Source organism: Halococcus morrhuae DSM 1307 (genome assembly GCF_000336695.1).
Taxonomy (GTDB): domain Archaea; phylum Halobacteriota; class Halobacteria; order Halobacteriales; family Halococcaceae; genus Halococcus; species Halococcus morrhuae.
Genome location: NZ_AOMC01000134.1, coordinates 26,369 through 48,257, shown reverse-complemented (window position 1 = coordinate 48,257; position 21,889 = coordinate 26,369). Strand labels below are relative to the sequence as shown.

23 protein-coding genes are annotated in these 21,889 nt (G+C 66.0%); 12 read left to right on the top strand and 11 right to left on the bottom strand.

Features of this window, described 5'->3' with window-relative positions; translation table 11 throughout:
* Positions 1-228: 228 nt before the first annotated feature.
* A complete protein-coding gene (gene pyrI, locus C448_RS11085; protein WP_004054839.1) occupies positions 229-738 on the bottom strand; it encodes an aspartate carbamoyltransferase regulatory subunit in 510 nt (169 codons plus the stop codon).
* Positions 735-1,652, bottom strand: coding sequence for an aspartate carbamoyltransferase (gene pyrB, locus C448_RS11080; RefSeq protein WP_004054837.1), 918 nt, complete (start codon positions 1,650-1,652; stop codon positions 735-737). The genes pyrI and pyrB overlap by 4 nt, the downstream gene beginning before the upstream one ends.
* A 91-nt stretch (positions 1,653-1,743) precedes the next feature.
* Here pyrB and C448_RS11075 point away from each other — a divergent pair, with 91 nt between their 5' ends.
* Positions 1,744-2,370: an RAD55 family ATPase gene (locus C448_RS11075; protein ID WP_004054835.1), complete on the top strand. Its 627-nt coding sequence runs from the start codon at positions 1,744-1,746 to the stop codon at positions 2,368-2,370.
* Between the two features lie 59 nt (positions 2,371-2,429).
* The gene (locus C448_RS11070; RefSeq protein ID WP_004054833.1) at positions 2,430-2,756 is read left to right on the top strand and encodes a hypothetical protein; all 327 of its coding nucleotides are present in this window, start codon (positions 2,430-2,432) and stop codon (positions 2,754-2,756) included.
* Between the two features lie 17 nt (positions 2,757-2,773).
* Here C448_RS11070 and C448_RS11065 read toward each other — a convergent pair whose 3' ends face one another.
* Positions 2,774-3,727, bottom strand: a complete 954-nt coding sequence (locus tag C448_RS11065) for an FKBP-type peptidyl-prolyl cis-trans isomerase (protein ID WP_004054831.1) — start codon at positions 3,725-3,727, stop codon at positions 2,774-2,776.
* 149 nt (positions 3,728-3,876) lie between these two features.
* Here C448_RS11065 and C448_RS11060 point away from each other — a divergent pair, with 149 nt between their 5' ends.
* The 6 genes from C448_RS11060 (at position 3,877) to C448_RS11035 (ending at position 12,054) form a co-directional block, all read left to right on the top strand.
* A complete protein-coding gene (locus C448_RS11060) occupies positions 3,877-4,119 on the top strand; it encodes an amphi-Trp domain-containing protein (RefSeq protein WP_004054829.1) in 243 nt (80 codons plus the stop codon).
* A gap of 25 nt (positions 4,120-4,144) precedes the next feature.
* A complete protein-coding gene (cyaB, locus tag C448_RS11055) occupies positions 4,145-4,699 on the top strand; it encodes a class IV adenylate cyclase (protein ID WP_004054827.1) in 555 nt (184 codons plus the stop codon).
* Between the two features lie 68 nt (positions 4,700-4,767).
* Positions 4,768-5,967, top strand: a complete 1,200-nt coding sequence (locus C448_RS11050) for a methionine adenosyltransferase (RefSeq protein ID WP_004054826.1) — start codon at positions 4,768-4,770, stop codon at positions 5,965-5,967.
* 166 nt (positions 5,968-6,133) lie between these two features.
* Positions 6,134-8,845 carry a hypothetical protein gene (locus tag C448_RS11045; protein WP_004054824.1) on the top strand — a complete coding sequence of 904 codons (2,712 nt, stop codon included), beginning with the start codon at positions 6,134-6,136 and terminating at the stop codon, positions 8,843-8,845.
* Positions 8,846-11,293 (top strand): efflux RND transporter permease subunit, encoded by a 2,448-nt coding sequence (locus C448_RS11040; RefSeq protein ID WP_004054822.1) that lies wholly within the window; start codon positions 8,846-8,848, stop codon positions 11,291-11,293. It abuts the gene before it with no gap.
* Complete coding sequence (locus C448_RS11035; RefSeq protein WP_193363134.1) at positions 11,290-12,054, top strand: TrmB family transcriptional regulator; 765 nt, start codon at positions 11,290-11,292, stop codon at positions 12,052-12,054. Before C448_RS11040 ends, C448_RS11035 begins: the two co-directional genes overlap by 4 nt.
* A gap of 30 nt (positions 12,055-12,084) precedes the next feature.
* Here C448_RS11035 and C448_RS11030 read toward each other — a convergent pair whose 3' ends face one another.
* Positions 12,085-13,335, bottom strand: a complete 1,251-nt coding sequence (locus C448_RS11030; protein ID WP_004054817.1) for an initiation factor 2B related protein — start codon at positions 13,333-13,335, stop codon at positions 12,085-12,087.
* Between the two features lie 119 nt (positions 13,336-13,454).
* On the opposite strand from C448_RS11030, the gene C448_RS11025 reads away from it, so the two are divergent.
* Positions 13,455-14,207 carry a coenzyme F420-0:L-glutamate ligase gene (locus C448_RS11025; protein ID WP_004054815.1) on the top strand — a complete coding sequence of 251 codons (753 nt, stop codon included), beginning with the start codon at positions 13,455-13,457 and terminating at the stop codon, positions 14,205-14,207.
* Positions 14,194-15,174 carry a 5,10-methylenetetrahydromethanopterin reductase gene (locus tag C448_RS11020; RefSeq protein ID WP_004054813.1) on the top strand — a complete coding sequence of 327 codons (981 nt, stop codon included), beginning with the start codon at positions 14,194-14,196 and terminating at the stop codon, positions 15,172-15,174. The genes C448_RS11025 and C448_RS11020 overlap by 14 nt, the downstream gene beginning before the upstream one ends.
* Here the strand turns inward: C448_RS11020 and C448_RS11015 are convergent.
* Together C448_RS11015 and C448_RS11010 are read right to left on the bottom strand one after the other, a co-directional pair.
* Positions 15,128-15,349 (bottom strand): hypothetical protein, encoded by a 222-nt coding sequence (locus tag C448_RS11015; RefSeq protein WP_004054811.1) that lies wholly within the window; start codon positions 15,347-15,349, stop codon positions 15,128-15,130. The two genes, C448_RS11020 and C448_RS11015, sit on opposite strands and share 47 nt — an antisense overlap.
* A 31-nt stretch (positions 15,350-15,380) precedes the next feature.
* Positions 15,381-15,770 (bottom strand): MaoC/PaaZ C-terminal domain-containing protein, encoded by a 390-nt coding sequence (locus tag C448_RS11010; protein WP_004054810.1) that lies wholly within the window; start codon positions 15,768-15,770, stop codon positions 15,381-15,383.
* An 82-nt stretch (positions 15,771-15,852) separates the two neighbouring features.
* Between C448_RS11010 and C448_RS11005 the strand changes: the two genes are divergently transcribed.
* On the top strand, positions 15,853-16,620 hold the full coding sequence (locus tag C448_RS11005) for an enoyl-CoA hydratase/isomerase family protein (protein WP_004054808.1): 768 nt from the start codon (positions 15,853-15,855) through the stop codon (positions 16,618-16,620).
* Between the two features lie 63 nt (positions 16,621-16,683).
* Complete coding sequence (locus C448_RS11000; RefSeq protein ID WP_004054806.1) at positions 16,684-17,004, top strand: transcription factor S; 321 nt, start codon at positions 16,684-16,686, stop codon at positions 17,002-17,004.
* 292 nt (positions 17,005-17,296) lie between these two features.
* Here C448_RS11000 and C448_RS10995 read toward each other — a convergent pair whose 3' ends face one another.
* The 5 genes from C448_RS10995 to C448_RS10980 form a co-directional block, all read right to left on the bottom strand.
* On the bottom strand, positions 17,297-18,619 hold the full coding sequence (locus tag C448_RS10995; RefSeq protein WP_004054804.1) for an aminotransferase class III-fold pyridoxal phosphate-dependent enzyme: 1,323 nt from the start codon (positions 18,617-18,619) through the stop codon (positions 17,297-17,299).
* Positions 18,620-18,675: 56 nt separating this feature from the next.
* Positions 18,676-18,951, bottom strand: a complete 276-nt coding sequence (locus tag C448_RS10990) for a PadR family transcriptional regulator (RefSeq protein ID WP_004054801.1) — start codon at positions 18,949-18,951, stop codon at positions 18,676-18,678.
* Between the two features lie 311 nt (positions 18,952-19,262).
* A complete protein-coding gene (locus C448_RS16335; RefSeq protein WP_004054799.1) occupies positions 19,263-19,409 on the bottom strand; it encodes a hypothetical protein in 147 nt (48 codons plus the stop codon).
* A 39-nt stretch (positions 19,410-19,448) separates the two neighbouring features.
* Positions 19,449-20,372, bottom strand: coding sequence for a DUF1028 domain-containing protein (locus tag C448_RS10985; protein ID WP_004054797.1), 924 nt, complete (start codon positions 20,370-20,372; stop codon positions 19,449-19,451).
* Positions 20,373-20,489: 117 nt separating this feature from the next.
* Positions 20,490-21,716 carry an HD domain-containing protein gene (locus C448_RS10980; RefSeq protein WP_004054795.1) on the bottom strand — a complete coding sequence of 409 codons (1,227 nt, stop codon included), beginning with the start codon at positions 21,714-21,716 and terminating at the stop codon, positions 20,490-20,492.
* Positions 21,717-21,889 lie beyond the last annotated feature (173 nt).

Sequence of the window (21,889 nt, the reverse complement as noted above, 5' to 3'; positions counted from 1 at the left end):
CCGCCGCCGATGGCGTATAGTTCGGTCGTCGTCCACTGGAACCGGCTGCCGTAGCGCAGGATGCCCGCCGACACCAGCAGGGTGAGCCCGGAGCCGACGAGCGTCGTCACGAAGTCGAACCCGAAGCGTGCGCCGGGATCCGCCATACCATCCACCAGTCATGGATGGGTTTCGGCCTTCGGCCGGCGGCTGCAAGCGTGCGCCAGCCGCCGGCAGAAAAGCTACCCTTCAGACGTCGATGTGGTCGGTCAGGCGTCGGCGGATGATGGTGCCACAGTACAGACAGCGCACGCCGTCGTCGAGCACCTCGAAGCGGGTGGCGACCGGTTCGTCCGCGGTGGTGATGCAGTTGCGGTTCGGACACGAGAGCACGCCCTCGACGGTCGACGGCCGTTCGACGCGATTCTTCTCGATCACGTCGTACTCGCGGATGATGTTGATCGAGGCCGCGGGCGCGACCAACGAGATGACCTCGACTTCGTCCTGACTGAGTTCGCGCCCCTCGATCTTCACCACGTCCTTGTAGCCGAGCCTGTCCGAAGGAACGTTCATTCCGACGCTGACGACCTCGTCGGTGGCGCTGTCGATGCCGAGAATGGCGAGCACGTCCGGCGCGTGCCCGCCCGCGATGTGATCGATGACGGTGCCGTTGCGGATCTTGCTGATCCGGAGTTCGTGTGCCGACTCCTCGCTGCTCTCCCCGTCACCGGTATCCTCACTCTCGTCGCGCTCGTTCATCGGTCGTCCTCCGAGAGCAGCAGATCGAGCAACGCCATCCGTACGGGAACCGCGTTGTGCGCCTGCTCGAAGTAGTGTGCGTGCTGCGTCGCGTCGACGTCGGGGGCGATCTCGTCCACTCGGGGTAGGGGGTGCATCACCACGCACTCCTCGCGCGCGTCCTCAAGTGTTGCGGCGTCGATGCGGTACTCGCCGGCGATCTGTCGGTACTCGTTCTCGTCGGGGAAGCGCTCGCGCTGGATGCGAGTGACGTAGAGGACGTCGAGTTCCTCTATGACGGCGTCGAGATCGGTGTGTTCCTTGAGCCGCGCGCCCGACTCGTGGAGATCGTAGCGGACGCTCCGGGGGAGGCTGAGGCTCTCGGGACTGACGAAATGCTGGCGGGCGTCGAACTTCGTGAGCGCGTAGGCCAGCGAGTGGACGGTTCGCCCGTATTTCAGATCGCCCATGATGCCCACCGTCAGATCGGCGAGATCGCCGGCCGCCTCGCGCATCGTGTAGAGATCGAGCAGCGTCTGGGTCGGATGCTGGCCGGCCCCATCGCCCGCGTTGATCAACGGGATGTCGACGAACTCGCTCGCCATCTGCGCCGCGCCCTCGCTGGGGTGGCGCAGCACGAGCGCGTCGGCGTAGCCCTCGACGACGCGCACGGTGTCGGCGAGGCTCTCACCTTTGGTCGCGCTGGAGGACTCGACCGGCCCCATGTCGAGTGCATCCCCACCCAAGCGCTTGATCGCCGTCTCGAAACTCATGTGCGTGCGCGTGCTCGGCTCGAAAAAACAGAGCGCGAGCAGATCGTCGGCGTGGCGATCCCGGTCCGGCGGAGATCGATCGATCTCGGCCGCGCGATCGAGCACCGTCTCGATGTCCGCCCGTGAGAGGCTCTTGGCGCTGATGACGTGGTCGTGGGTCACTGCATACAGCCGGGCACCGACTCGTCTTGAATCCCCCGACACGCCCCGTCCGCCGGCAAGCTTTATCCAGCCTCATCAGAAAGATAATCCAATGTCAACGCGCCTGCCGACCGGCATCGACGTTCTCGACAACCGACTCGGGGGTGGGGTTCCAGCGGGGAGCATCGTCGCCCTTTCGGCCCCGCCGGCGAGCCAGGCCGAACTCCTGCTCGCCGAGTTCGTGGTGCCGCGCGAAACACTCTATCTCACGTTCGAGCGACCCGCAGCGGTCGTCTCGGCGAATATCGAACGAACGAACGTGGATACCGGCGAACCGACGATCCAGGCGGTCGATTCTGACGAGCCGATCGACGAAGCGCTCACCGTCCTCGACGACCTCCCCGAGCGTTCGACGGTCGTCGTCGACTCACACTCGGCGATCGAGCGCGCCGAGCGCCCGGCGTTTCTGGAGTTCATGGCCGGTCTGCGTCGACGCCTCAACAACACTGGAAGCCTCGCCGTGTTGCACTGCCTCGACGGGCGTGACGTCTCGCCCCTGCGCGACAGTACCGAACACTTGGCGGACGTAATCTTCCGGCTCACGACCGACACGACCGGCGCGACGGTCGAGAACCGCCTCGCGGTGCCGAAGTTCCGCGGCGGGCGTGCACTCACCGAGACGCTCAAACTCACCCTGACCGATCGGGTCGCCGTCGACACCAGTCGCGATATCGCGTAATGAGACGGCGGCTGTCTCCGGCGGAGCGTTTATGCGACGGCCGGCCGACAGCGCCCGCAATGGCAACCGCAGAGCCGGCGTTCGACCTCCGACGCCTCGCCGCCCAGATCGTGCTCGTCGGGCTGGTCGTCACGGTCGCGCTCAGCGACTTCGGCAACCCCGTCTTCGCCGTCGTCGGCTTTCTCAGCGGGCTGTTGCTCGTGCTGGCGGCGGTCGATACGATCCGCGAACATCCGCTCTACCCGGTCGCGTTCGGCGTCGTCATCGTTCTCGCGGGCATCGCGGGGACCGTCATCAATGGATTCGGTTTCGTCGTCGCGCTGCTCGTTCTCGGCGGACTCGTCTACCTCGGCGACTGGGGCTATCGGCAGTACGAGCGCGTTTAAGGTCCGGTGTGGGGTCGTTATTCCTCGTCGAGTTCGTCGGTGATGTCGTCGACGTCCACGTCGGCATCCTCGAGCTCTTCTTCGATGGCATCCAGGTCGGCCTCGCCACCGCCGCCACCCATACCGCCCATCATGCCACCCATGCCGCCCATCATCCCGCCAGTGCCGTCGATGACCTCCTCGACGACCACACGGTCGAGATCGAGCCGGTCGATGAGATCGCCCAGGATCTGCTGTTTGCCCATCATCCACTGCTGGTCAAACTGGAGCTGGGGCGACTGCTCGATGTAGAGCGTCTCCTTCTCGACGATTTCGGTCTCGAACTCGGGTTCGCTCTCCTCGTCGTCTTCGTCCTCGTCGGGCTCGACCATCTGCTCTTCTTCGACCTCGTCGGTCTCGATCCGCATGTCGAAGTCGGCGTCGAAGTACATGCCGAGCATCCCGTCGGCCTGTTCGAGGCGGTCGTCGACCGTGTCGAGCACCTCGTAGTCGTACTCGACGTCCTGGCCGGCGAGCGGGTGGTTGAAGTCCACGCGTGCGCGCCCGCCGATGATCGTCTCGACGTGGCCGTGCTCGCCGTCGATGTCGACGTGGCCGCCCGGATAGCGGTCGTCCTCGGGGATGCGGTCGGCGCTCACGGTCCGAACCTCGTCCTCGTCGTACTCGCCGAAGGCCTCGTCGGCAGGGACGGTCACGGTGCCCGAATCGCCGGCTTCACCGCCGGTGAAATCCTCCTCGACGGTGTCGAAGAGATGGCCCGCGCCGACCGCGATGACGCGCGGCTCGAAGCTCTGTTGCTGGTCGTCGACGCCCTCCTCCTCGGCGACCTCCTCGTCGGTCGTATCGACGAGCTGGTCGTTCTCGACCGACCGGGCAGTGTAGGCGAGACGGACGAAATCACCCTCCTGAATCCCGCTTGCGGCTTCCTCGTCGGCGTCCGATGCGGACTGTTCGCTTGCTTCGTCGCTCATACCTCCCCAACTCCCGTTCGACGTTTAAGAACGTTGCTTCACGTTCGCCTGCAGACGACGGATCGCGCTGCTCATGCCTTACAAGCGAGCGACGCCGTCGCCGTTCGTGCAGGGGACAGGTTTAGGAACCGGAACGTCCTCTGTCGAGTATGGCAGACACGACCGAAGCGAGTCAGTCCCTCTCGCGCGACGAGGCCGCCGAAGCGCTCGAATCGCTCGCGAACGAGCTGCGCGGGGACGCCGAGATGACGGTCCTCGCCGGCAACAAGTCGGTCGCACTCACGCCGCGCGACACCGTCGAGTACGAGATCGAGGTGAGTGAGCGGGAGCCGATGCTCGGTGACAAACGCGAGTCGATCAGCATCGACCTCCACTGGAAAGCCGAAGAGTAGTTTCCGTCCCGGACGAACGGCCCCCGTGTACGAAGTCGAGTGCAAGGTCGCCAGCCCCCACGAACCGGTCCGCGAGCGGCTATCGGCGCTCGATGCCGACGCCGTGGGCACCGTCAAGCAGGTCGATACGTACTACGACGCGCCACATCGGAGCTTTCCCGAGACCGACGAGGCGCTCAGGATTCGCCGCGAGGACGATGGAGCGCAACTCACCTACAAGGGGCCGCTCGTCGATGACCAATCGAAGACCCGTGCCGAACACGAGACGGCGATCGGAAGCGCCGAGGAGATGGCGAACGTCCTCGACGCGCTCGGGTTCACTCCCGCCGCGACCGTCGAGAAGACCCGCGAGAAATTTCGCTGTCGGGACTACACCGTCGCGCTCGATTCGGTGGCGGGGCTCGGCACGTTCGTCGAGGTCGAGGGTGAGGCCGAAACCGAAGACGAGATCGAACGCGTGCGCGATGGCGTGCGCGACCTCTTGGCGGCGCTCGACTGCGATCCGGGAGAGCAGATCCGGACCTCCTATCTCGAACTGCTGTCCGCGGCCGAAACGGACGACCGACCGCCGAACGAATAACTACTGGTTATCTCCGGGCGCGCGAAGGTTTCCGCAAGTTATAGGCCGGGCGGCGGCGAACCCACGGCATGACCGAACGCAACATCCGCGTGGCGGCGCTCGATCGGCCGGCCGCCGAGGACGAACCGGTCGAGATCGTCGAGCGAAAGGGGATCGGCCATCCCGACTCGCTGTGTGACGGCATCGCCGAGAGCGTCTCGCGGGCGCTCGCGGCGGCCTATCTCGATCGCGTCGGACGGATCCTCCACTACAACACCGACGAGACCCAGCTGGTCGCCGGCAGCGCAGCCCCCGCCTTCGGCGGCGGCGAGGTCGTCGAACCGATCTACCTGCTCATCGTCGGGCGCGCGACCAGCGAGTACGAAGGGACGACGATCCCCACCGAACCGATCGCGCTCCGGGCGGCCCGCCAGTATCTCGAAGCGCACGTCCCCGAACTCGACGTCGGCACCGACATCGTGATCGACGTCAAACTCGGCGAGGGCAGCGGCGACCTCCGTGACGTCTTCGGCGAGGGCGGCGTGGCGATGGCAAACGACACGAGCTATGGCGTGGGTCACGCGCCGCTCTCGGAAACCGAGGAGATCGTCCTGAACGCCGAACGACGACTCACCGGCGAGTACGCCGCCGAGCATCCCGAGCTCGGCCCCGACGTGAAGGTGATGGGCAAGCGCGAGGGCGACGCAATCGACATCACCGTGGCGGCCGCGATGGTAGATACGTATATCGGAGACGTCGAGGAGTACGCGGCGGCAGTCGAGGAAGTCCGCGAATACGTCGCCGAGCTCGCGGGCGAGTACACCGATCGGGCGGTCTCGATCGACGTGAACACCGCCGACGACTACGATGCGGGCTCGATCTATCTCACGACCACCGGCACCTCCGCCGAGCAGGGTGACGACGGCTCCGTCGGGCGGGGCAACCGCGCGAACGGGCTCATCACGCCGAACCGCTCGATGAGTATGGAGGCCACCTCGGGCAAGAACCCGGTCAACCACATCGGCAAGATCTACAACCTCCTCTCGACGGAGATCGCCGAGCGCGTCGTCGACGACGTGGCCGGCATCCGCGATCTCCGGGTCAGACTGCTGAGCCAGATCGGCCGCCCCGTCGACCAGCCACACGTCGCCGACATCCACGTGAGCACCGAGGCGGGCATCGCCGTCGGCGACGTCGATGACGAGATCCGCACGATCGTCGACCGCGAACTCGCCGACATCACCGGGCTGACCGAACGCGTCATCGAGGGCGACATCTCGACGTTCTGACGCCGCGTTTCACTCGCTGCGTTGCGGATTCCGAAAGCCGTATAACTGTTAGCTGTGTGTATCGACGTAGTATGAGTGCCGTCAGTAGGAGAATACACACAGGAGGGACGGACCTTCTCGATGGGCCGCAATCGACGAGCAGGCGGTCGCTGCGGAGGAGTGGTGAATGAACCGGGCCGCGCTCGCCGCCGTTCTCGTCGTTCTTCTCACGATCCAGGGTAGCGTCGTCGGCGTCCTCACGGGCGATGTCTTGCCGAACGAGAGCACGAACAACGGATCCAACACGACCGTCGAACAGCCGACGGAAGTCACAACCGTTGAATCGCCAGGGACGGGTTCGACCTCGGTGATGGCGGCCAACAACGAGGGCTCCCACGAGACGTCGGCAACCACGGCGAATTCTTCCGAAGAGTCGACCACGACGACTACCACGGAGAATACGACGACATCGACCAGTACCGAGACAGAAACGTCGACCGAAACGGACACGACAACCTCGGAAAACCCCGAGAGCACGAACGACAACGAAACTTCGGATACGACGGACGAATCGGGCGACTCGGGCGAGAAATCTCCCCCGAAACCCGAATCACCGACGCAGTCCCCAACTGATGAAGAAACTTCATCAGGGGATAACGGCGGCGAAGCGCCGAGTGAGGGCGAATCCCCGTCCAGCGGTGCTGGCGAGGGTGGCGCACCGCAGGGCGATGCCGGAAGCGCCACGCCGCCAGCCAGTGGATCCGGTGGTGCCGGCGGGCCGTCGAGAAGCGGTGGAGCGAGCGCCCCGCCGGCCGGTGCCGGACAGCCTTCCGGTGGTTCGGATGGGGCCGCGGGCCGTCCGGGTGGCGCAGCCGCCGGTGCAGCACCGCCCGGAGCGGGTGCAGCACCGTCCGGTAGCGCGCCGAACGGGGCCGCTGGCGGTGCGCCCCGTGCGGCGGCCGGCGGTGCGGGTGGTTCACCGAGCGGTGCAGCAGCCGGGGGTGCCCCAAGCGGGGCGGCCGGGGCAGCGGGTGCCCCGAGCGCAGCGGGCGCGAACGGTGCGCCAGGCGGTGCAGCGGCCGGCGGTGCTGCGGGCAGCGCCACGGGTGCCTCGCCGGACGCCGAGTTCAACGTCACCGGAGTCTCCGCCGACGTGTCGGTCGGCGGGACGGGCAACGTCTCGGTGACGATCGAGAACACCGGCGAGGATGCGACCGACGCGGTCGTCAGCCTCCAGTCGCAGTCGAGCGATCTGGTCTTCGGCCAGTCGGCGGAGACGAGTCGGTACGTCGGCGACTGGGACGAGGGCGAATCGCGAACGGTCGAGGTGACGGCGCGCGCGATGCAGGGAGCTGACACGGACGACTACCCCGTCCAGGCGACGGTCTCGTACGACGATGACGACGGCAATGCCTCGCAGTCCGCGCCGCTGACCTTCGGCGTCAGCCCCGCCAGCGAACAGGAGTTCACCCTGAGTAGCGTCGACGGCGATCTCGCGGCCGGATCGGAGGGCACGATCTCGGGAACGATCACCAACGATGGGCCCGAACAGGCCACCGACGCGGTGATCACGCTCTCGCCGAACGGGAGTCGCGCCATCATTCCCCGGCAGTCACAGTACGTCATCGGCGGGCTCGATCCCGACGAATCGGAGGCGTTCGAGTATCCGGTGCTCGTCAACAGTACCGCCGAACCCGGCGCGCGCCAGGTCTCGTTCGTCGTCCAGTATTACGACGCGGATGGAAACCCGCTCCAGAGCAAGCCGCTCAACGCACGGGTCGACATCGATGCCGAAAGCGATGACTTCGCGGTGGTCTCCTCCTCGTCCGACGTGCAGGTCGGCGACGAGGGACCCGTGAGCGTCACGCTCGAAAATCAGGGCGAGAACGTCTCCGAGGCGACCGTCTCGCTGCAGTCGCTGACCGGCGATATCCTGTTCGGGCGGACGGCCAACGCCACGCAGTTCATCGGCGAGTGGCCCGCGGGTGCCCAGCGCACGGTCACGGTCAACGCGACCGCGAGCAATCAATCCGAAACCCGAAGCTACCCGCTACAGACGTCGATATCGTACAAGGACAGCGACGGCGATCCGGGGCGGTCGGGACCGTTCACGGTCGGGATCACGCCACAGTCCGAGCAGTCGTTCGCCCTCGGAAACACGTCCAGCACGCTCAGCGTCGGCGACGAGGGCAACGTCACGGGCACCATCACGAACCGCGGCCCGCAGGACGCGGGGAACGCGGTCATCAAGTTGATCTCCCAGAGTCAGAACGTCAAACCGCAGTCGACGGAGGTCGCGCTCGGTAGCCTGCCGGCGAACGGATCGACGTCGTTCTCGGTCCCCGTCGAGGTGACCGATAGCGCTGAACCCGGCGGGCAGCAGTTCTCGTTCGTCGTCGAGTACGACAACCGGAACGGCGACACGCGCCGGAGCGGTACGCTCGACACGCAGGTCGACATCGGGGCACAGAGCGACGCGTTCATCGTCGAGCGGGCGAACGCGAGCCTCGATGTCGGTGGCTCCGACACGGTGACGCTCAACGTGACCAACAACCGTGAGAGCACGGTCAGCAACGTCAATGCGAAGGCGTTCGTCGACGACCCGCTGTCGATCGCGAGCGACGAGGCGTACATCTCTCGGCTGGAACCGAACGAGACCCAGCAGATCGCCTTCGAAGCGAGCGCTGGCGGCGACGCGAACGCCGGCGAATACCCGCTGTCGGTCGACTTCCAGTACGATTCGGGTGGCGAGTCGAAGCTCTCGAACACCTACGAAGTGCCGATCGAACTCGTCGAAGTCGAAGACGGCGGCATCCTCTCGTCGCTGTCGGTGATGTGGGCGCTCGGTGCGCTGCTCGTCGTGTTCGGCATCGGCTGGGTCTGGTCGCGACGGTCGTAGATGGTCGACTACCAGCGCTACATCGACCGAATCGACGAGTGGATCACCGAGCGGCCGCGGACGGTGGTGATCGCGTTCGTCCTGCTCACGATCGTCTTCGCCGGCGGATTGGCGAACATCTCGACGGACGCCGGGACGAGCCAGTTCACCGAGGACAGCCCCGCACAGGCCGCTCTCGACGATATCGATCAGGAGTTCTCGCCGTCCTTTTCAGAGGACAACGGGAGCACGCAGCTCATCCAGTCGGGATCGAACGTGCTCGCGAAGGACGAACTGCTGGCGATGCTCGAAGCCCAGCAGCGCCTCGAAGACCACGAGAGCCAGCGGGTGGTATCGGCGTCGAGCGCCGCGGGCATCGTCGCCCAGACGATCGATCCGAACGCGACGACCGTCGACGCACAGATCCGCACGCTCGAAGACGCGACGCAGTCGGAGATCGAGAGCGCGATCCGGACGGCCGCCGCCGGCCCCGGCTTCACGGGACTTGTGAGCAACGACTTCGACCGGCAGTCGATGTCGGCTTCGGCGACGATCGGCACCGTCCAGCACGACGTTCTGGGCGGGGTGTCGACGTCGTCGGCCGGCACTGGTGGATCGAGCCCGCTGCTCGATATCCAGACGCGTGGACAGGAGATCGTCGACTCCGTCGACAGCGACATCCGTGTGTTCGGGAGCGGTATCATCTCCGACGAGTTCACGAACATCATCTTCGACTCGCTCGTCATCGTCGTCCCTGCGGCGTCGCTGTTGATCCTCGTCTTCCTGGTCTTCGCCTATCGCGACCCGATCGATCTGCTGCTCGGCGTGCTCGCGCTCGTGATGGCGATCATCTGGACGTTCGGGTTCACCGGGCTCGTGGGACTGCCGTTCTCACAGCTACTCATTGCCGTGCCGCCGCTGTTGCTCGCGGTCGGTATCGACTTCGGCATCCACGCGATCAACCGCTATCGCGAGGAGCGCGTCCAGGACGTCGGCATCAGCCAGTCGATGCGGACCGCGACCGACCAGCTGCTGGTGGCCTTCTTCATCGTCACCGGCACGACGGTCGTGGGCTTTGCCGCCAACGGCATCAGCGGTCTCGGGCCGATCCGGCAGTTCGGCCTCATCGCCGCCGTCGGCATCGTCTTCACGTTCCTGATCTTCGGGATCTTCCTGCCGGCGGCGAAGGTCTGGGGCGACCAGCTCCGCATCGAGTACGGGATCCCGGAGTTCGGCCTCTCGCCGCTCGGCGAGGAGGGCTCGATCCTGGGGCGGATACTGATGGTCGGCGTCGGCGCGGCACGGCGTGCGCCCTACGTGATACTTGCACTGACGGTCGTTCTGACGGTCGTCTCGGGGGCGTACGCGACCGGTGTCGACACCTCGTTCTCACAGGACGACTTCCTGCCGCCCGAGGAGCTGCCGGGCTACGTCGAGGACCTGCCCGAACCGTTCGCGCCCGGTACCTACACCGTCACCGATACGACGAACTTCCTGGAGGATCGCTTCTCGACGACGCAGGGGAGTTCGGTGACGATCTACGTCGAGGGACCGTTACGTGACGACTACGCGCTCGAATCCATCCAGCGCGCGAACGACGACCCGCCGGACGCGTTCGTCGCGAGCAACCGGTCGGCCGACGCCGACAGCATCGTCGACGTCATCGGCGACTACGCCGCACAGTCGCCCGAGTTCGCCCAGCTGGTCGCGCGCAACGACGCCGACGACGACGGCGTGCCCGACGACAACCTCGGCGAGATCTACGACGCGCTGCTCGACTCGCCGTTCCGCGCGCAGGCGCTCCAGTACATCACCGAGGATTACCGCAGCGCTCAAGTGGTGTATTCGACCGAGAGCGACGCCTCGAACGACGAGATCACGCGCGATGCGCGGGCGCTCGCCGATCGGTATCGGTTCTCGGCGACCGCCACGGGCCAGACGCTCGTGCTCGAAGCCGTTTCGGGCACCATCCTGACCTCGGCGATCCGGAGTCTCGTCGCCGCGCTGGTCGTCACGGCGATCTTCCTCGTCGCGGTCTACTACGTCATCGAAGGCCGTCCGTCGTTGGGTCTGGTGAACCTCGCGCCGATCGTTGTCTCTGTCGCGCTGCTCGCGGGTTCGATGCGACTGCTCGGTATCCCGTTCAACGCGCTGACGGCGACGATCCTCTCGATCGCCATCGGCCTCGGCGTCGACTACTCGGCGCACTTCGTCCATCGGTTCATCGACGAATATCACGAACTCGACGAGGAGCTGTTCCCCGCACTCGAAGAGACGGTGCGGGGGACCGGTGGCGCGCTCACCGGGAGCATGCTCACGACCACCACGGGCATCGGCGTGCTCGCGCTCGCGATCACGCCGATCCTCGGCCAGTTCGGGCTGGTCGTCGCGCTCTCGATCTTCTTCGCCTATCTCACGGCGATGCTCGTCACGCCGTCGGTGTTCGTCGCATGGGAGGCGCTGACGTGAGCGATCACGACGAGGCGGTCGCGGCGCTCAAGCGGCTCGGACTGTCGAGCTACGAGGCACAGGTGTTCATCGCACTCCAGCGTCTCGACACCGCCACCGTCCGCGAGGTCGATCGGACGACCGAGGTGCCGCGTTCGCAGATCTACGGTGCGGCCGAGGACCTCGCCGAGCGCGGCCTGGTCGATATTCAACAGTCGAACCCGATCCAGTATCGCGCGGTCGATCTCGACGAGGCACGTACGCGCCTCCGCGAGCGCCTCGACAGGGAGGAGGATCGCGCGTTCGACTACCTCGAATCCGCCCGCCGCGAGCGCGCCGACGAGAGCGAGGCCCAAGAGGACATCTGGACGGTCCAGGGAACCGAGACGATCGACGATCGGGTCGTCACGCTCATCGGTGACGCCGACGAGCGCGTCGTCTTCGGCGCGCGCGAGGAAGGGACGTTCGACGACGCCGTCACCGACGCGCTGACGGCCGCAGGCGAGCGTGGCGTCGCGGTGACGGTCGTCGACGGCGACCGAGTACGCGAGCGCTTCGGCGACGACGTCTCGTTCCGTGCGACGACCGATGCGCCCAACGACGAGCGGAGCGGGCGCGTGCTCGTCGTCGATGCCGACACGGTGCTCATCAGCGTCACCGGCGGCGACGGACTGCCGGCCGTCGATCACGAGGCGGCCATCTGGAGCGCCCACACGGGCTTCGCGACGGTGCTCGTCGGCCTGCTCGATGTCTGGTTCGATCAGTATCTCGAAGACGCCTGATCCGAGTCCAGATCCGCACCGTGATCTTCGTCAGTTGGTCCATGCAGCCAGCCCGGCCAACCGCTCTGCGTACTCACCGATCATCGTCGGGCTGAGCGCTCCGTCCTCCGTGACAACGGTGATCACGTCGGCCGGCGTGCGGTCGAACGTCGGGTTCAATACTTCGATGTCGGCGTCACCGTCGTAGACGGCCTCGGGATCACTCGGCTCGAAGCGTGCGTCGCCGTCGGTAGCGATCTTGTCGCCCGCGGCGACGGCGTGGACGGGAACCTCTTCGCGGGCGGCGGCGATGGCGACCGCACGCGTGCCGACCTTGTTCATGACGCTCCCGTCCGGGAGGATCGTGTCGGCCCCGACGAGCACGCTATCGACGGCGTGCTCGGCGAGGACGTGCGCAGCGGCCGCATCCACCGCGAGCGTCACCCGAAAGCCATCGTCACTCGCGAGCGTTTCGGCGACGCCGACACCCTCGCGTGCGGGCCGCGACTCGGCGACGATCACTCGCTCGACGGTCGCCTCACGAAGCGCCTCCAGCACCGTCCCCGATCGCGAGAGCGTCAGGACGGTACCCGAGAGCCGAGCTGCCGCTTCGCTGGCGGCCCGCGAATCGGCATCGAGCGCCCACTGAATTCCCTGGCGCGCCGACTCTTCGACCGCTGTCGGCGTCCGTGCGTTTACCTCCGCCATCGCTCGATCGACGCGATTCTCGATGGCAGTCATGCTCGGCCGGGTCATCCGAAGATCGCGTGCGAGCGCCGCGAGGTCGTCCCAGCCGTCCGCCTCGTCTCCGTCTGTCGTTGCGAGTACGCTGGCGCGATCCCGGAGCACCGCCAGTGCGCGCACCGAGAGCCACGTCGAGCCGTGATCGCCGTCCTCACGTATCGTCTTGATCGTTGGCGCGACGTGATCGTAGGCTTTCCAGAGATCGGGGACTGTCTCGCGATGGTGGATTTCGGCCGGCGAGACCCACGCGAACTCGGCGGTGGTCTCGTCGTTCGTCTCGACAGCCCACGAATCACAGTCGAACAGATATGGATAGATCCGCCAACGTGTTTCCTGACCCACTTCGACGGTGAATGGCTTGCCAGCACGGACGAGCGAGATCGCATCGTCTACTGTCCGTTCACGAATCGCCGCGTGTGCGGCTTCGTCAGGATCGTCGTCAGCGTTGTTGATGAGGCTGCTCAACCGATCGATATTCGGGTCGATTCCGTCGCCATCCCTGATCAAGAGTATCTTGCCACGATCACGGAGGAAACAGGCGACACGAGGTTCGTCCATACCACCAGTAGCTACTCGTGGCGTTTCAAGATAGTGCGGAGAGGAGGAATCCGATTCGATCGCTCGCCAGTATTGGCACGACCCGAAGTACGGAAGTGGCTACCCGGCGATTGCCGTGTATGAACGTCTCACCCGTCACGGATCTCCCCGAAATCAGTGCCGGCGACGATCTCGCCGCGCTCGTCGCCGAGCGGGCCGACGGCGCTCCCGACGTGGTCTGCGTGGCGAGCACCGTCGTCTCGAAGGCCGAGGGCCGGGCGCGCGATCTCGCCGACTTCCCGGCCGGCCCGCGCGCACACGAGATCGCCGACCGACTGGCCGAGCTCTCCGGCGACGAGAAGGACCCACGGTTCGCACAGGCCGTCCTGGAGGAGAGCACCGAGCTCCTGATGGACGAACCGTTCTTGCTCACCGAGACGCGGTTCGGGCACGTCTCGGTGAACGCCGGCATCGACCGCTCGAACGTCCCCGACAACGATATCCTCCTCCTGCCGAAACGGCCGAGCGAGAGCGCGCGCCGGCTCAGCGATGAACTCGGCGTTCCGGTGATCGTCACCGACACCTGCGGGCGACCGTTCCGACACGGCCAACGCGGCGTGGCCATCGGCTGGGCTGGACTGCCGGCGAGTCGCGACTGGCGCGGCGAACACGACCGCGACGGCCGCGAACTCGGTGTCACGGTCGAGTCCGTGGTGGACGAACTCGCGGCGGCGGCGAACCTCGTGCTCGGCGAGGGTGCGGGCGGGAACCCCGTCGCCGTCGTGGACGGGTTCGACATGGACGGGTTCGACGGCAGCGACAACCTCTTTCGCGCCGTCGAGGGTGATTTCGTCCGCCAGGCGCTCCGGGGGTGGTCGTATGCAGGGCATTGAACTCACGCCCGAGCGACCCACGCGGCGCACCGTCGATCTCGGCGAGCGCGCCGCTCAAGCGGGATTCGACACGATCTTCGCGAGCCATCACTACAACAACCGCGATCCCTTCGCAGCGCTCTCGCTGCTCGCCGATCGCACCGACAACGTCCGGCTCGGCCCGGGCGTGACGAACCCCTACGAGACTCATCCGGTGACGCTCGCTTCGCGCGTGGCGACGCTCGACGAGCTCTCGGACGGCCGGGCGGTCTTCGGTGTCGGGCCGGGCGACCCCTCGACGCTCGAGAATCTCGATCTCGGCGAGCACCGCGGGCTCCGGTCCGTCCTCGAATCGTTCAAAGTCGCCCAAGATCTCTGGGGGGGCGAGCGCGTCGATCACGACGGCACGTTCGGCGCACACGACGCCGGCCTGAACTACGAGGTCGGCGAGATCCCGGTCTACGTCGGCGGCGAGGGGCCACACATGTGTCGAATGGCGGCCAAACACGCCGACGGACTGCTGTTCAACGGATCGCATCCCGACGACATCGCGTGGGCGGCCGACCAGGTCGAGCAGGGTCTCGGCGAGCGACCCGACGAGTATGGAGAGTTCGATTTCACGGCGTACGCGAGCGTGAGCATCGCCGAGGACGGCGACGCCGCACGTGAGGCTGCCCGCCCGCCGGTGGCGTTCATCGCCGCCGGTGCGCCACCGCCCGTCGTCGAGCGCCACGGACTCGACGGCGAGCGCGCGGACGCGATCGGCGAGGCGATCTCGGCCGGCGAGTTCGACGCCGCGTTCGAGCGCGTGAGCGAGCCGATGATCGACGCGTTCTGTATGGCCGGCACGCCGGATAGGGTCGAGAAGCGGCTGTCGGGTGTGTTGGAACATGCGGACAGCATCGTGATCGGTTCGCCGCTCGGGCCCGACGTCGAGAGCGCTATCGACCTTGCTGGGGCGGTGTGCGACCGAACCCGTCGGGAGTGAGCCCCGAGAGCAGTCCCCCGATGGCGAGGTAGGCGAACAGCCCGAACGCGACGATCCAGATGAGGGTGCTCGACAGTATCAGTGCTGCCGAGAGCGGGTCGCCGAGCGCGACGTCGGTCACGATGTTCGTCAGCTCGGCGAGATTGCCGAGCAGTTCGAAGACGACGTTTGCCATGTCCACACGTTGCCGACGGGGGTACTTGTGCCTACTGACCCGCCTTCCAGACGAGTCCCTCGAATCGACCGTTCAGTACCGTCTCGCCCGCACGGCGGCAGACGACCGCACAGGCGATATCGTATCTGTCCTCGCGCTCTGCGACGTGCTCGGTCGTCACCTCGCACGTGATCGACTCGCCGGTATAGACCGGTTCGAGGAACTCGAACTCCATCGAGCGCGCGAGCACGCCGAGATCGCCCCCGATCTTGGTCGGGAGCGTCGCCGTGAGCAACCCTTGAACGACGAGTCGGCCCTCCGAATCGGGCTCGGTGTGGATCGCCTGCCGGTCGCCCGACACCTCGCCGAACTGTTCGACGTCCGCGTGCGTGAAGGTACGCTCGAAGACGTGCACGTCGCCGTCCGCGGGCTCGCTCGCCATGATCACTCGTATCGACCCGCGCGCATAACTCCCTCGCCACCCGGAGGCGAGCTATTATACTCTCGCTGCCCGTCGTCGCGGTATGACGTGGGAGACCGTCGATCTCGACCGAAACGAGGGCGTAGCGACCATCACCATCGACCGGCCGGACGCGCTGAACGCGATGAACGTCGAGACGCTCGACGCGCTCTCCGAGGCGCTCGACGAGGCACGCGACGCCCGCGCACTCGTGCTCACCGGTGCCGGTGACGACGCGTTCGTCGCGGGCGCGGACATCGGCTACATGGCGGAACTCTCGGTGGCCGAAGCGCAGGCGTACGCCGAACTCGGCCATCGCGTCACCGACACGATCGAGACGTTTCCCGCCCCGGTGATCGCCGCCGTCAACGGCTACGCCTTCGGCGGCGGCTGCGAACTCGCGCTCGCGGCCGACCTGCGCGTCGCTGCCGAGAGCGCCGTCCTCGGCCAGACCGAGATCGATCTGGGCATCGTCCCCGGCTGGGGCGGTACGCAGCGTCTTTCGCGACTGATCGGCGACGAGAGCGCCCGCCGACTGATCTTCCTCGGCGAGCGCATCGACGCAGCGGAGGCCCGCGAGATCGGTCTCGTCAGCGAGGTCGTCGCCGACGACGCTCTCGACGATCACGTCGCCGACATGGCCGCCGAGCTCGCGGCGAAGCCCGCACACGCCCTCCAGGCAGCCAAGGAGTCGCTGAATCAGGTCCACGAATCCCACCTCTCGGCGGGACTGACCTACGAGCGCCGCCTCTGGAGCGGTCTCTTCGGCACGCACGACCAGCGTGAGGGCATGACGGCGTTCGTCGAGGACCGCGAACCCGACTTCGAATAACCGATCGGGCCGACAGCGGTCGATCCCGACGTTTAACTTCGACCGCACGCCTACCTACCGGGTATGGAGTTCTGCGACGAGTGCGGCTCGATGATGAAGACCGACGACGGCGTGTGGGTCTGCGACAACTGTGGCTACACCAAACCGCGCGACGATGCGAAGGAGGCGGCGATGACGACGACACAAGGTCAAGAGGAGACCGAAATCATCGACGTCAGCGACGCCGAGAACCGGGGGCTTCCCACCACCGAAGTCCACTGCTCGGAATGTGGCAACGACGAAGCCTACTGGTATATGCAACAGATCCGCTCGGCCGACGAATCCGAAACCCGGTTCTTCGTCTGTACGGAGTGCGAACACCGCTGGCGCGAGGACGATCACTAACAACCACTTTTTTGGTCGGGGGCATCGCGCTCGTTGCACTCGCGCTCAACCCCCGACCAAAAACCTGGACTAAAAACCTCTGCTCGTTCGCGCTACGCGCTCACTCGCAGTGAACCGCGCTCACTGCGTTCGCGCGGACGATCTTCAACACAGCACCGCAACAACCGACCGCCGACCGCACAGCACCGCAGAAGCCCTCGGCACGCTCCCTTCGGTCGCGGTGTTCGCTACGCTCACACCATGTGCCTCGCCCTTCATCCGCCAGGGACCGCACCACCGCCGCGCGGCGGCGTCACTCCATGGCGTCGAGCAGCATGCGCGCACCGAGGTCGATCTCGCGCTCAGTGACGTCGAGCGGCGGGAGAATCCTGAGCGTCTTGTTCCCACAGGCGAGCGTGAGCAGTCCGCTCTGGAAGGCGTTTTCGAGGACTGCGTCACGGGTGTCGGTGGTGTCGAACTCGATGGCGAGCATCAGCCCCTTCCCGCGCACGTCGACGACCGATTCGGGGGCGGCGTCGCGCAGATGTTGCTTGAACTGGCGGCCGCGCGCGACGGCGTTGTCCATCAGATCGTACTCCTGGATCGCGTCGATCGTGAGCGCGCCCTGCATCGAGGCGATGATGTCGCCGGCACCCCACGTCGAGGAGATACGACCCTTCTCCTCGGGGAAGACATCCGAGCGCGAGATCGTCGCCCCGACGCGGAGCCCCTTCGCGGCCGTGATGACGTCGGGTTCGATTGGGTAGTGATCGGCACCCCACCATTCACCCGTCCGGCCCATTCCGGCCTGGATCTCGTCGGCGATCAGCGTGATGTCGTACTGCTCGCAGACGTCGGCGATCTCCTGCATGAAAGCGTCGCTCGGGAACCGATAGCCGCCCTCGCCCTGGATCGGTTCCATGACGAGATAGGCGACCTCCTCGGGCGCGACCGATCCCTCGTCACTCAGCATTCGGCGGAGCTGTGATCCCTCGCCGGTGAAAAAGCCACACGAACAGTCCCCGGCCTCACAGGTTCGATCACTGCAGAACGGCACGTCGTGAATGCCCGAAACCTCGGGATATTCCCGACGATAGACCGATTTCGAGCGGTTGAGCGAGAGCGCGCCGAGCGTCCGACCGTGGAACGCGCCCTGGAAGGTGATGCCGTAGGAGCCACCGCCGTCGTAGCAGATCTTGATGGCGTTCTCGATCGCTTCGGCTCCCGAGTTCGAGAGGAACACCTTGTCCATGTCGTACGCGCTCGTCAGGTCGGTGAGTCGCTTCATCAGCCCCGCCGGGCCGGGGAAATCGGGATCGTCGGGTGAACCAGCCCCCACGTAGAAATCGTGACCCGCGGTCTTCAGCGGGTCGACGAGGTCGAACTCGGCCATCGGTTCGGTGATCTTCGGGTTGTTGTAGCCCAGCGGGGCCGCCCCGACGTGACAGGTGAAATCCAGGAAGACGTTGCCGTCGGGATCGGTACAGAACGGTCCCTCGGCGGGTGCGGTCGGATCCCAGACGAATTCGTAGACGTAGGTGCTCGGAGCAGCGACGTCCTGCTGGCGCTCGACCCATTCGCGGGCGCGCGGTCCCGGTAGCTCGCTGACACGGGGTGCTGTGGTATCCCGGTCCATGAACCAAACCGTCGGGCCGGTGTCTTAACTAATTCGTTTCGGTTAGTGCAATATTTTCAGACATCGACGTACTGGTCTTCCCACTCACGACGGGCATCGATCTCGCGCTGGCCGCGGCGAGTGATCTTGTAGTAGTTCGTTCGTCTGTCTATCTGACCTTTCTCGACGAGCCCCTTGTCGACCAGCGTGTCGAGGTTCGGATACAGCCGTCCGTGATGGATTTCGGTCTCGTAGTACTCTTCGAGTTCGTCCTTGATCGCAAGCCCGTGTGGCTCTTCCTTGCCGACAATGGCGTACAGAAGGTCCCGCTGAAATCCTGTCAGGTCGTGCATCGTACTCTCTTACTGGTAAGTGGATGAATCGTATAAGTATATCGAAACTGTCCGCTTGCCGAAACGGTTGCACCGGGACAACGTGGGTGATTTTCGCGCTGCTATCATCTTGCAAACATCCGTTTGATCGCCCGCCGGACGAGCCGGGGCCGCGGCTGTCGATCGTGAATCAAGGAAAGCGCCCGACGCGGGAGAAAAGCCCGCGTTGGGCGCTCGCCGCCCTGAATTGGTCCCCGCTGACGCTTCGGCCCTCCAAGCGAAGCGTCACTCGTATCCTGTGGACTGTGACACTTAACCTTATCGGCCGACCGTCACATGTGCTCCTCTTCGAGCGCCCAACCGAGCGCGCGCCGATAGTAGGTAAACATCTGTCTGACGCCCTCGTGGTTCATCTCCTCGTCGTCCAGCTCGTCGATGAGGAACTCGTACTGCTCGCGGATCTCCGCCTCGTCACGCATACCGGCTCGACGGGGCGCGCCCTCAAGAACTTTCACCCGTCAGGCACGCTCGCGCCCGGCGATCCCGTGCCAGATCGCGTTGACCAGTCGCGTCTCGCCGCTGCCCTCCGCGTCGTCCCACCCGCGGGCGAGCGCGTCCTCCAGCGTATCGAGATCGTGGTTCTCGAAGTTGTTTGCGCCCCGGAATTCGGCGAGCGCCGCGCGTTCGTCCTCGCCGAACCCGCTCGATACTTCCTCGGAAAATCCCGTCTCGACGAGCGCTTCCGTGACCGCTTCAGCGGTGGCCCCGTCCAACTCCCGAAACGTGTCGGGCGGTTCGCGTTCGAGTAGCGTCACGTCGTAGACGCGGAAGACCCGTTCGAGCTCGTCGATCGGGCTCTCGTGATCGTCGACGCGGACGTCGACCCAGCGGTCGTTGGCCCCGTCGTAGCCACCATCGGGTTTCACGATGTAGAGCGCCGCCGACTGCTCGCCGCGGGCGTCCCCGCCGGCCTCGTTGCCCGCCTGCAGCGCGGCGATGAGTCGCTCGGGCAGGCCACCCGCGGTCGACTCGTACGTGTCGGCCATCGCCTCGATCGTCGCGCGGTTTTCGAGGATGTTGCCCTGAACAGTATAATTCTCGCCCTGGATGTCGCCAGCGAACTCGAAACAGTCCGCGCCGGTGAACGCCGCGACCGAGCCGTCTCGCCCGACGACGCCGATCTGGCGCTCGGGGGCCTGATCGTCGCCGTCGGTGAGGGTTTCGACGACCTCGCTTGCCGATTTCCCCTCGCGGAGCAGGTCCAGCCCGTCGGGACCGTAGGCGACGTTCGCGAAGCTCTGGGTGGCGATCGCACCCGCGTCGGCGCTGGCGAAGGGAACCACCGAACCGACGCTGACGAACTTCGACTGGACGGCGACGCCGATCGCGTCCTGCTCCGGGTCGCGCGCGACGATGGAAAACGTGCTCGGACGTGGTGGCATACCTCCGAGTGCACCGCGCCGGCAAAAAGCGTTCCTCGCCCACGTTAAATACCGACCGACGAGAGCCGGGTCCGCCCTCGTCGAGGCACTCCCATCGCCGATACCGTTTCGGTCAGTTCACTCGGCGGCGAAATCATCGAGCGTCGTGTTGATGCCATCCCGAACGTCCGAGACGAGCGCACCGTCGATATCGAGCCCGAGCACCGAGACGGCCGCCGTCCCGACCTGCTCGGTGGCCTCCGCCGGTGCGTAGATCCCGAAACGCCACTGGTCGCGCTGAGTCGTTTTGAGCGCCTCGACGAGCGTCGACTGCCGGCCGAGCGGGCGGATCTCGCCGCTCACGACGACCCGCGAGGAGGATTCGGTCATGCGCGGGCGCGCCGGCACGTCGAGGATCACGCTCTCGGCGGCGACCGAGGCGCGCTCGGCGATCTCGCGTTCGTACTCGCGGATGGCCGTGTGATCGGCGTCGACGAGTTCGTCCGGCGTGTCGCGGAGCTCGGCCCAGACTGCCCGCTTATAGAGATCGCGCCGGCCGAGCCGTTCGGCGTCCGCTTCCGTGCGCTCGTCGTTTCGCAGCGTCACCAGCAGGTCGTGATCGTCCATTTGTCGAAGTGCTGCCCCGCTCAACTCGTCGTCGAGCAGGCGCTCGGTCGCTCGCCGGAGCATCGCCTTGCCGATGCGCGCGACGGGATGGCTGTAGACGACGGGGTTCATCAGCGCGCGGGCGAGCAGCAGCGCCTCGGCCGTCTGGACGTTCCCCTCGGCGAGGACGAGCTCGCCGTCGAGAAAGCGGAGCTCGCGGACGAGCCGGCCGTGGTCGATCGTGCCGTAGGGAACGCCCGTGTGGAGGGCGTCGCGCACCAGGTAGTCCATCCGGTCGACGTCGAGTTCGCCCGAGACCAGTTGGCCGAGACGGCCCTCGCCGGCTACGAGGCCCGCGATGCGTTCCGGATCGAGGTCGTGGGTGGCGAGAACGTTGGCGACCTCACCAGTGGCGAGGAGTTCGCCCACGTCGTCGTGGTAATTGCCCGTCCGACGGTGGATCAATGCTTCCAGGTTGTGGCTGTAGGGCCCGTGCCCGACGTCGTGGAGGATCGCGGCCGCGCGGACGCGTTCGGCTCGCACGCCTTCGATGCCGAGCTGTGAGAGGGCGCGATCGGCGAGGTGATAGACTCCCAGGCTGTGCTCGAACCGGGTGTGGTTGGCCGAGGGATAGACGAGATCGACGGTGCCGAGCTGGCGGACGTGGCGCAGGCGCTGTACGGCCGGGGTGTCGAGCAGGGCCTGCGCGACGCCGGCGATCTCGATGTGGTCGTGGACGCTGTCCTTGATCGTCTTCATTGGTTCCGTCTTCGACGTGTTCGGTGAAAAACTTCGGCCCTGCTCGTATTGATGGCTCTCTCAGCATGGATTTTCCATAGCATCGTCCCGATATTCCCACTGCTACTCCTGACGACAATGAGAGGCCACAACGCTCCGCACAGCCCACATACCTCCCCAACCGATTCGCTCGT

Bases quoted from the DNA above. Each gene is read 5' to 3' on its own strand.
- pyrI (WP_004054839.1), bottom strand. From the start codon at position 738: ATGAACGAGCGCGACGAGAGTGAGGATACCGGTGACGGGGAGAGCAGC.
- C448_RS11075 (WP_004054835.1), top strand. From the start codon at position 1,744: ATGTCAACGCGCCTGCCGACCGGCATCGACGTTCTCGACAACCGACTC.
- C448_RS11070 (WP_004054833.1), top strand. From the start codon at position 2,430: ATGGCAACCGCAGAGCCGGCGTTCGACCTCCGACGCCTCGCCGCCCAG.
- C448_RS11065 (WP_004054831.1), bottom strand. From the start codon at position 3,727: ATGAGCGACGAAGCAAGCGAACAGTCCGCATCGGACGCCGACGAGGAA.
- C448_RS11060 (WP_004054829.1), top strand. From the start codon at position 3,877: ATGGCAGACACGACCGAAGCGAGTCAGTCCCTCTCGCGCGACGAGGCC.
- C448_RS11050 (WP_004054826.1), top strand. From the start codon at position 4,768: ATGACCGAACGCAACATCCGCGTGGCGGCGCTCGATCGGCCGGCCGCC.
- C448_RS11045 (WP_004054824.1), top strand. From the start codon at position 6,134: ATGAACCGGGCCGCGCTCGCCGCCGTTCTCGTCGTTCTTCTCACGATC.
- C448_RS11040 (WP_004054822.1), top strand. From the start codon at position 8,846: ATGGTCGACTACCAGCGCTACATCGACCGAATCGACGAGTGGATCACC.
- C448_RS11030 (WP_004054817.1), bottom strand. From the start codon at position 13,335: ATGGACGAACCTCGTGTCGCCTGTTTCCTCCGTGATCGTGGCAAGATA.
- C448_RS11025 (WP_004054815.1), top strand. From the start codon at position 13,455: ATGAACGTCTCACCCGTCACGGATCTCCCCGAAATCAGTGCCGGCGAC.
- C448_RS11020 (WP_004054813.1), top strand. From the start codon at position 14,194: ATGCAGGGCATTGAACTCACGCCCGAGCGACCCACGCGGCGCACCGTC.
- C448_RS11015 (WP_004054811.1), bottom strand. From the start codon at position 15,349: ATGGCAAACGTCGTCTTCGAACTGCTCGGCAATCTCGCCGAGCTGACG.
- C448_RS11010 (WP_004054810.1), bottom strand. From the start codon at position 15,770: ATGGCGAGCGAGCCCGCGGACGGCGACGTGCACGTCTTCGAGCGTACC.
- C448_RS11005 (WP_004054808.1), top strand. From the start codon at position 15,853: ATGACGTGGGAGACCGTCGATCTCGACCGAAACGAGGGCGTAGCGACC.
- C448_RS11000 (WP_004054806.1), top strand. From the start codon at position 16,684: ATGGAGTTCTGCGACGAGTGCGGCTCGATGATGAAGACCGACGACGGC.
- C448_RS10995 (WP_004054804.1), bottom strand. From the start codon at position 18,619: ATGGACCGGGATACCACAGCACCCCGTGTCAGCGAGCTACCGGGACCG.
- C448_RS10990 (WP_004054801.1), bottom strand. From the start codon at position 18,951: ATGCACGACCTGACAGGATTTCAGCGGGACCTTCTGTACGCCATTGTC.
- C448_RS16335 (WP_004054799.1), bottom strand. From the start codon at position 19,409: ATGCGTGACGAGGCGGAGATCCGCGAGCAGTACGAGTTCCTCATCGAC.
- C448_RS10985 (WP_004054797.1), bottom strand. From the start codon at position 20,372: ATGCCACCACGTCCGAGCACGTTTTCCATCGTCGCGCGCGACCCGGAG.
- C448_RS10980 (WP_004054795.1), bottom strand. From the start codon at position 21,716: ATGAAGACGATCAAGGACAGCGTCCACGACCACATCGAGATCGCCGGC.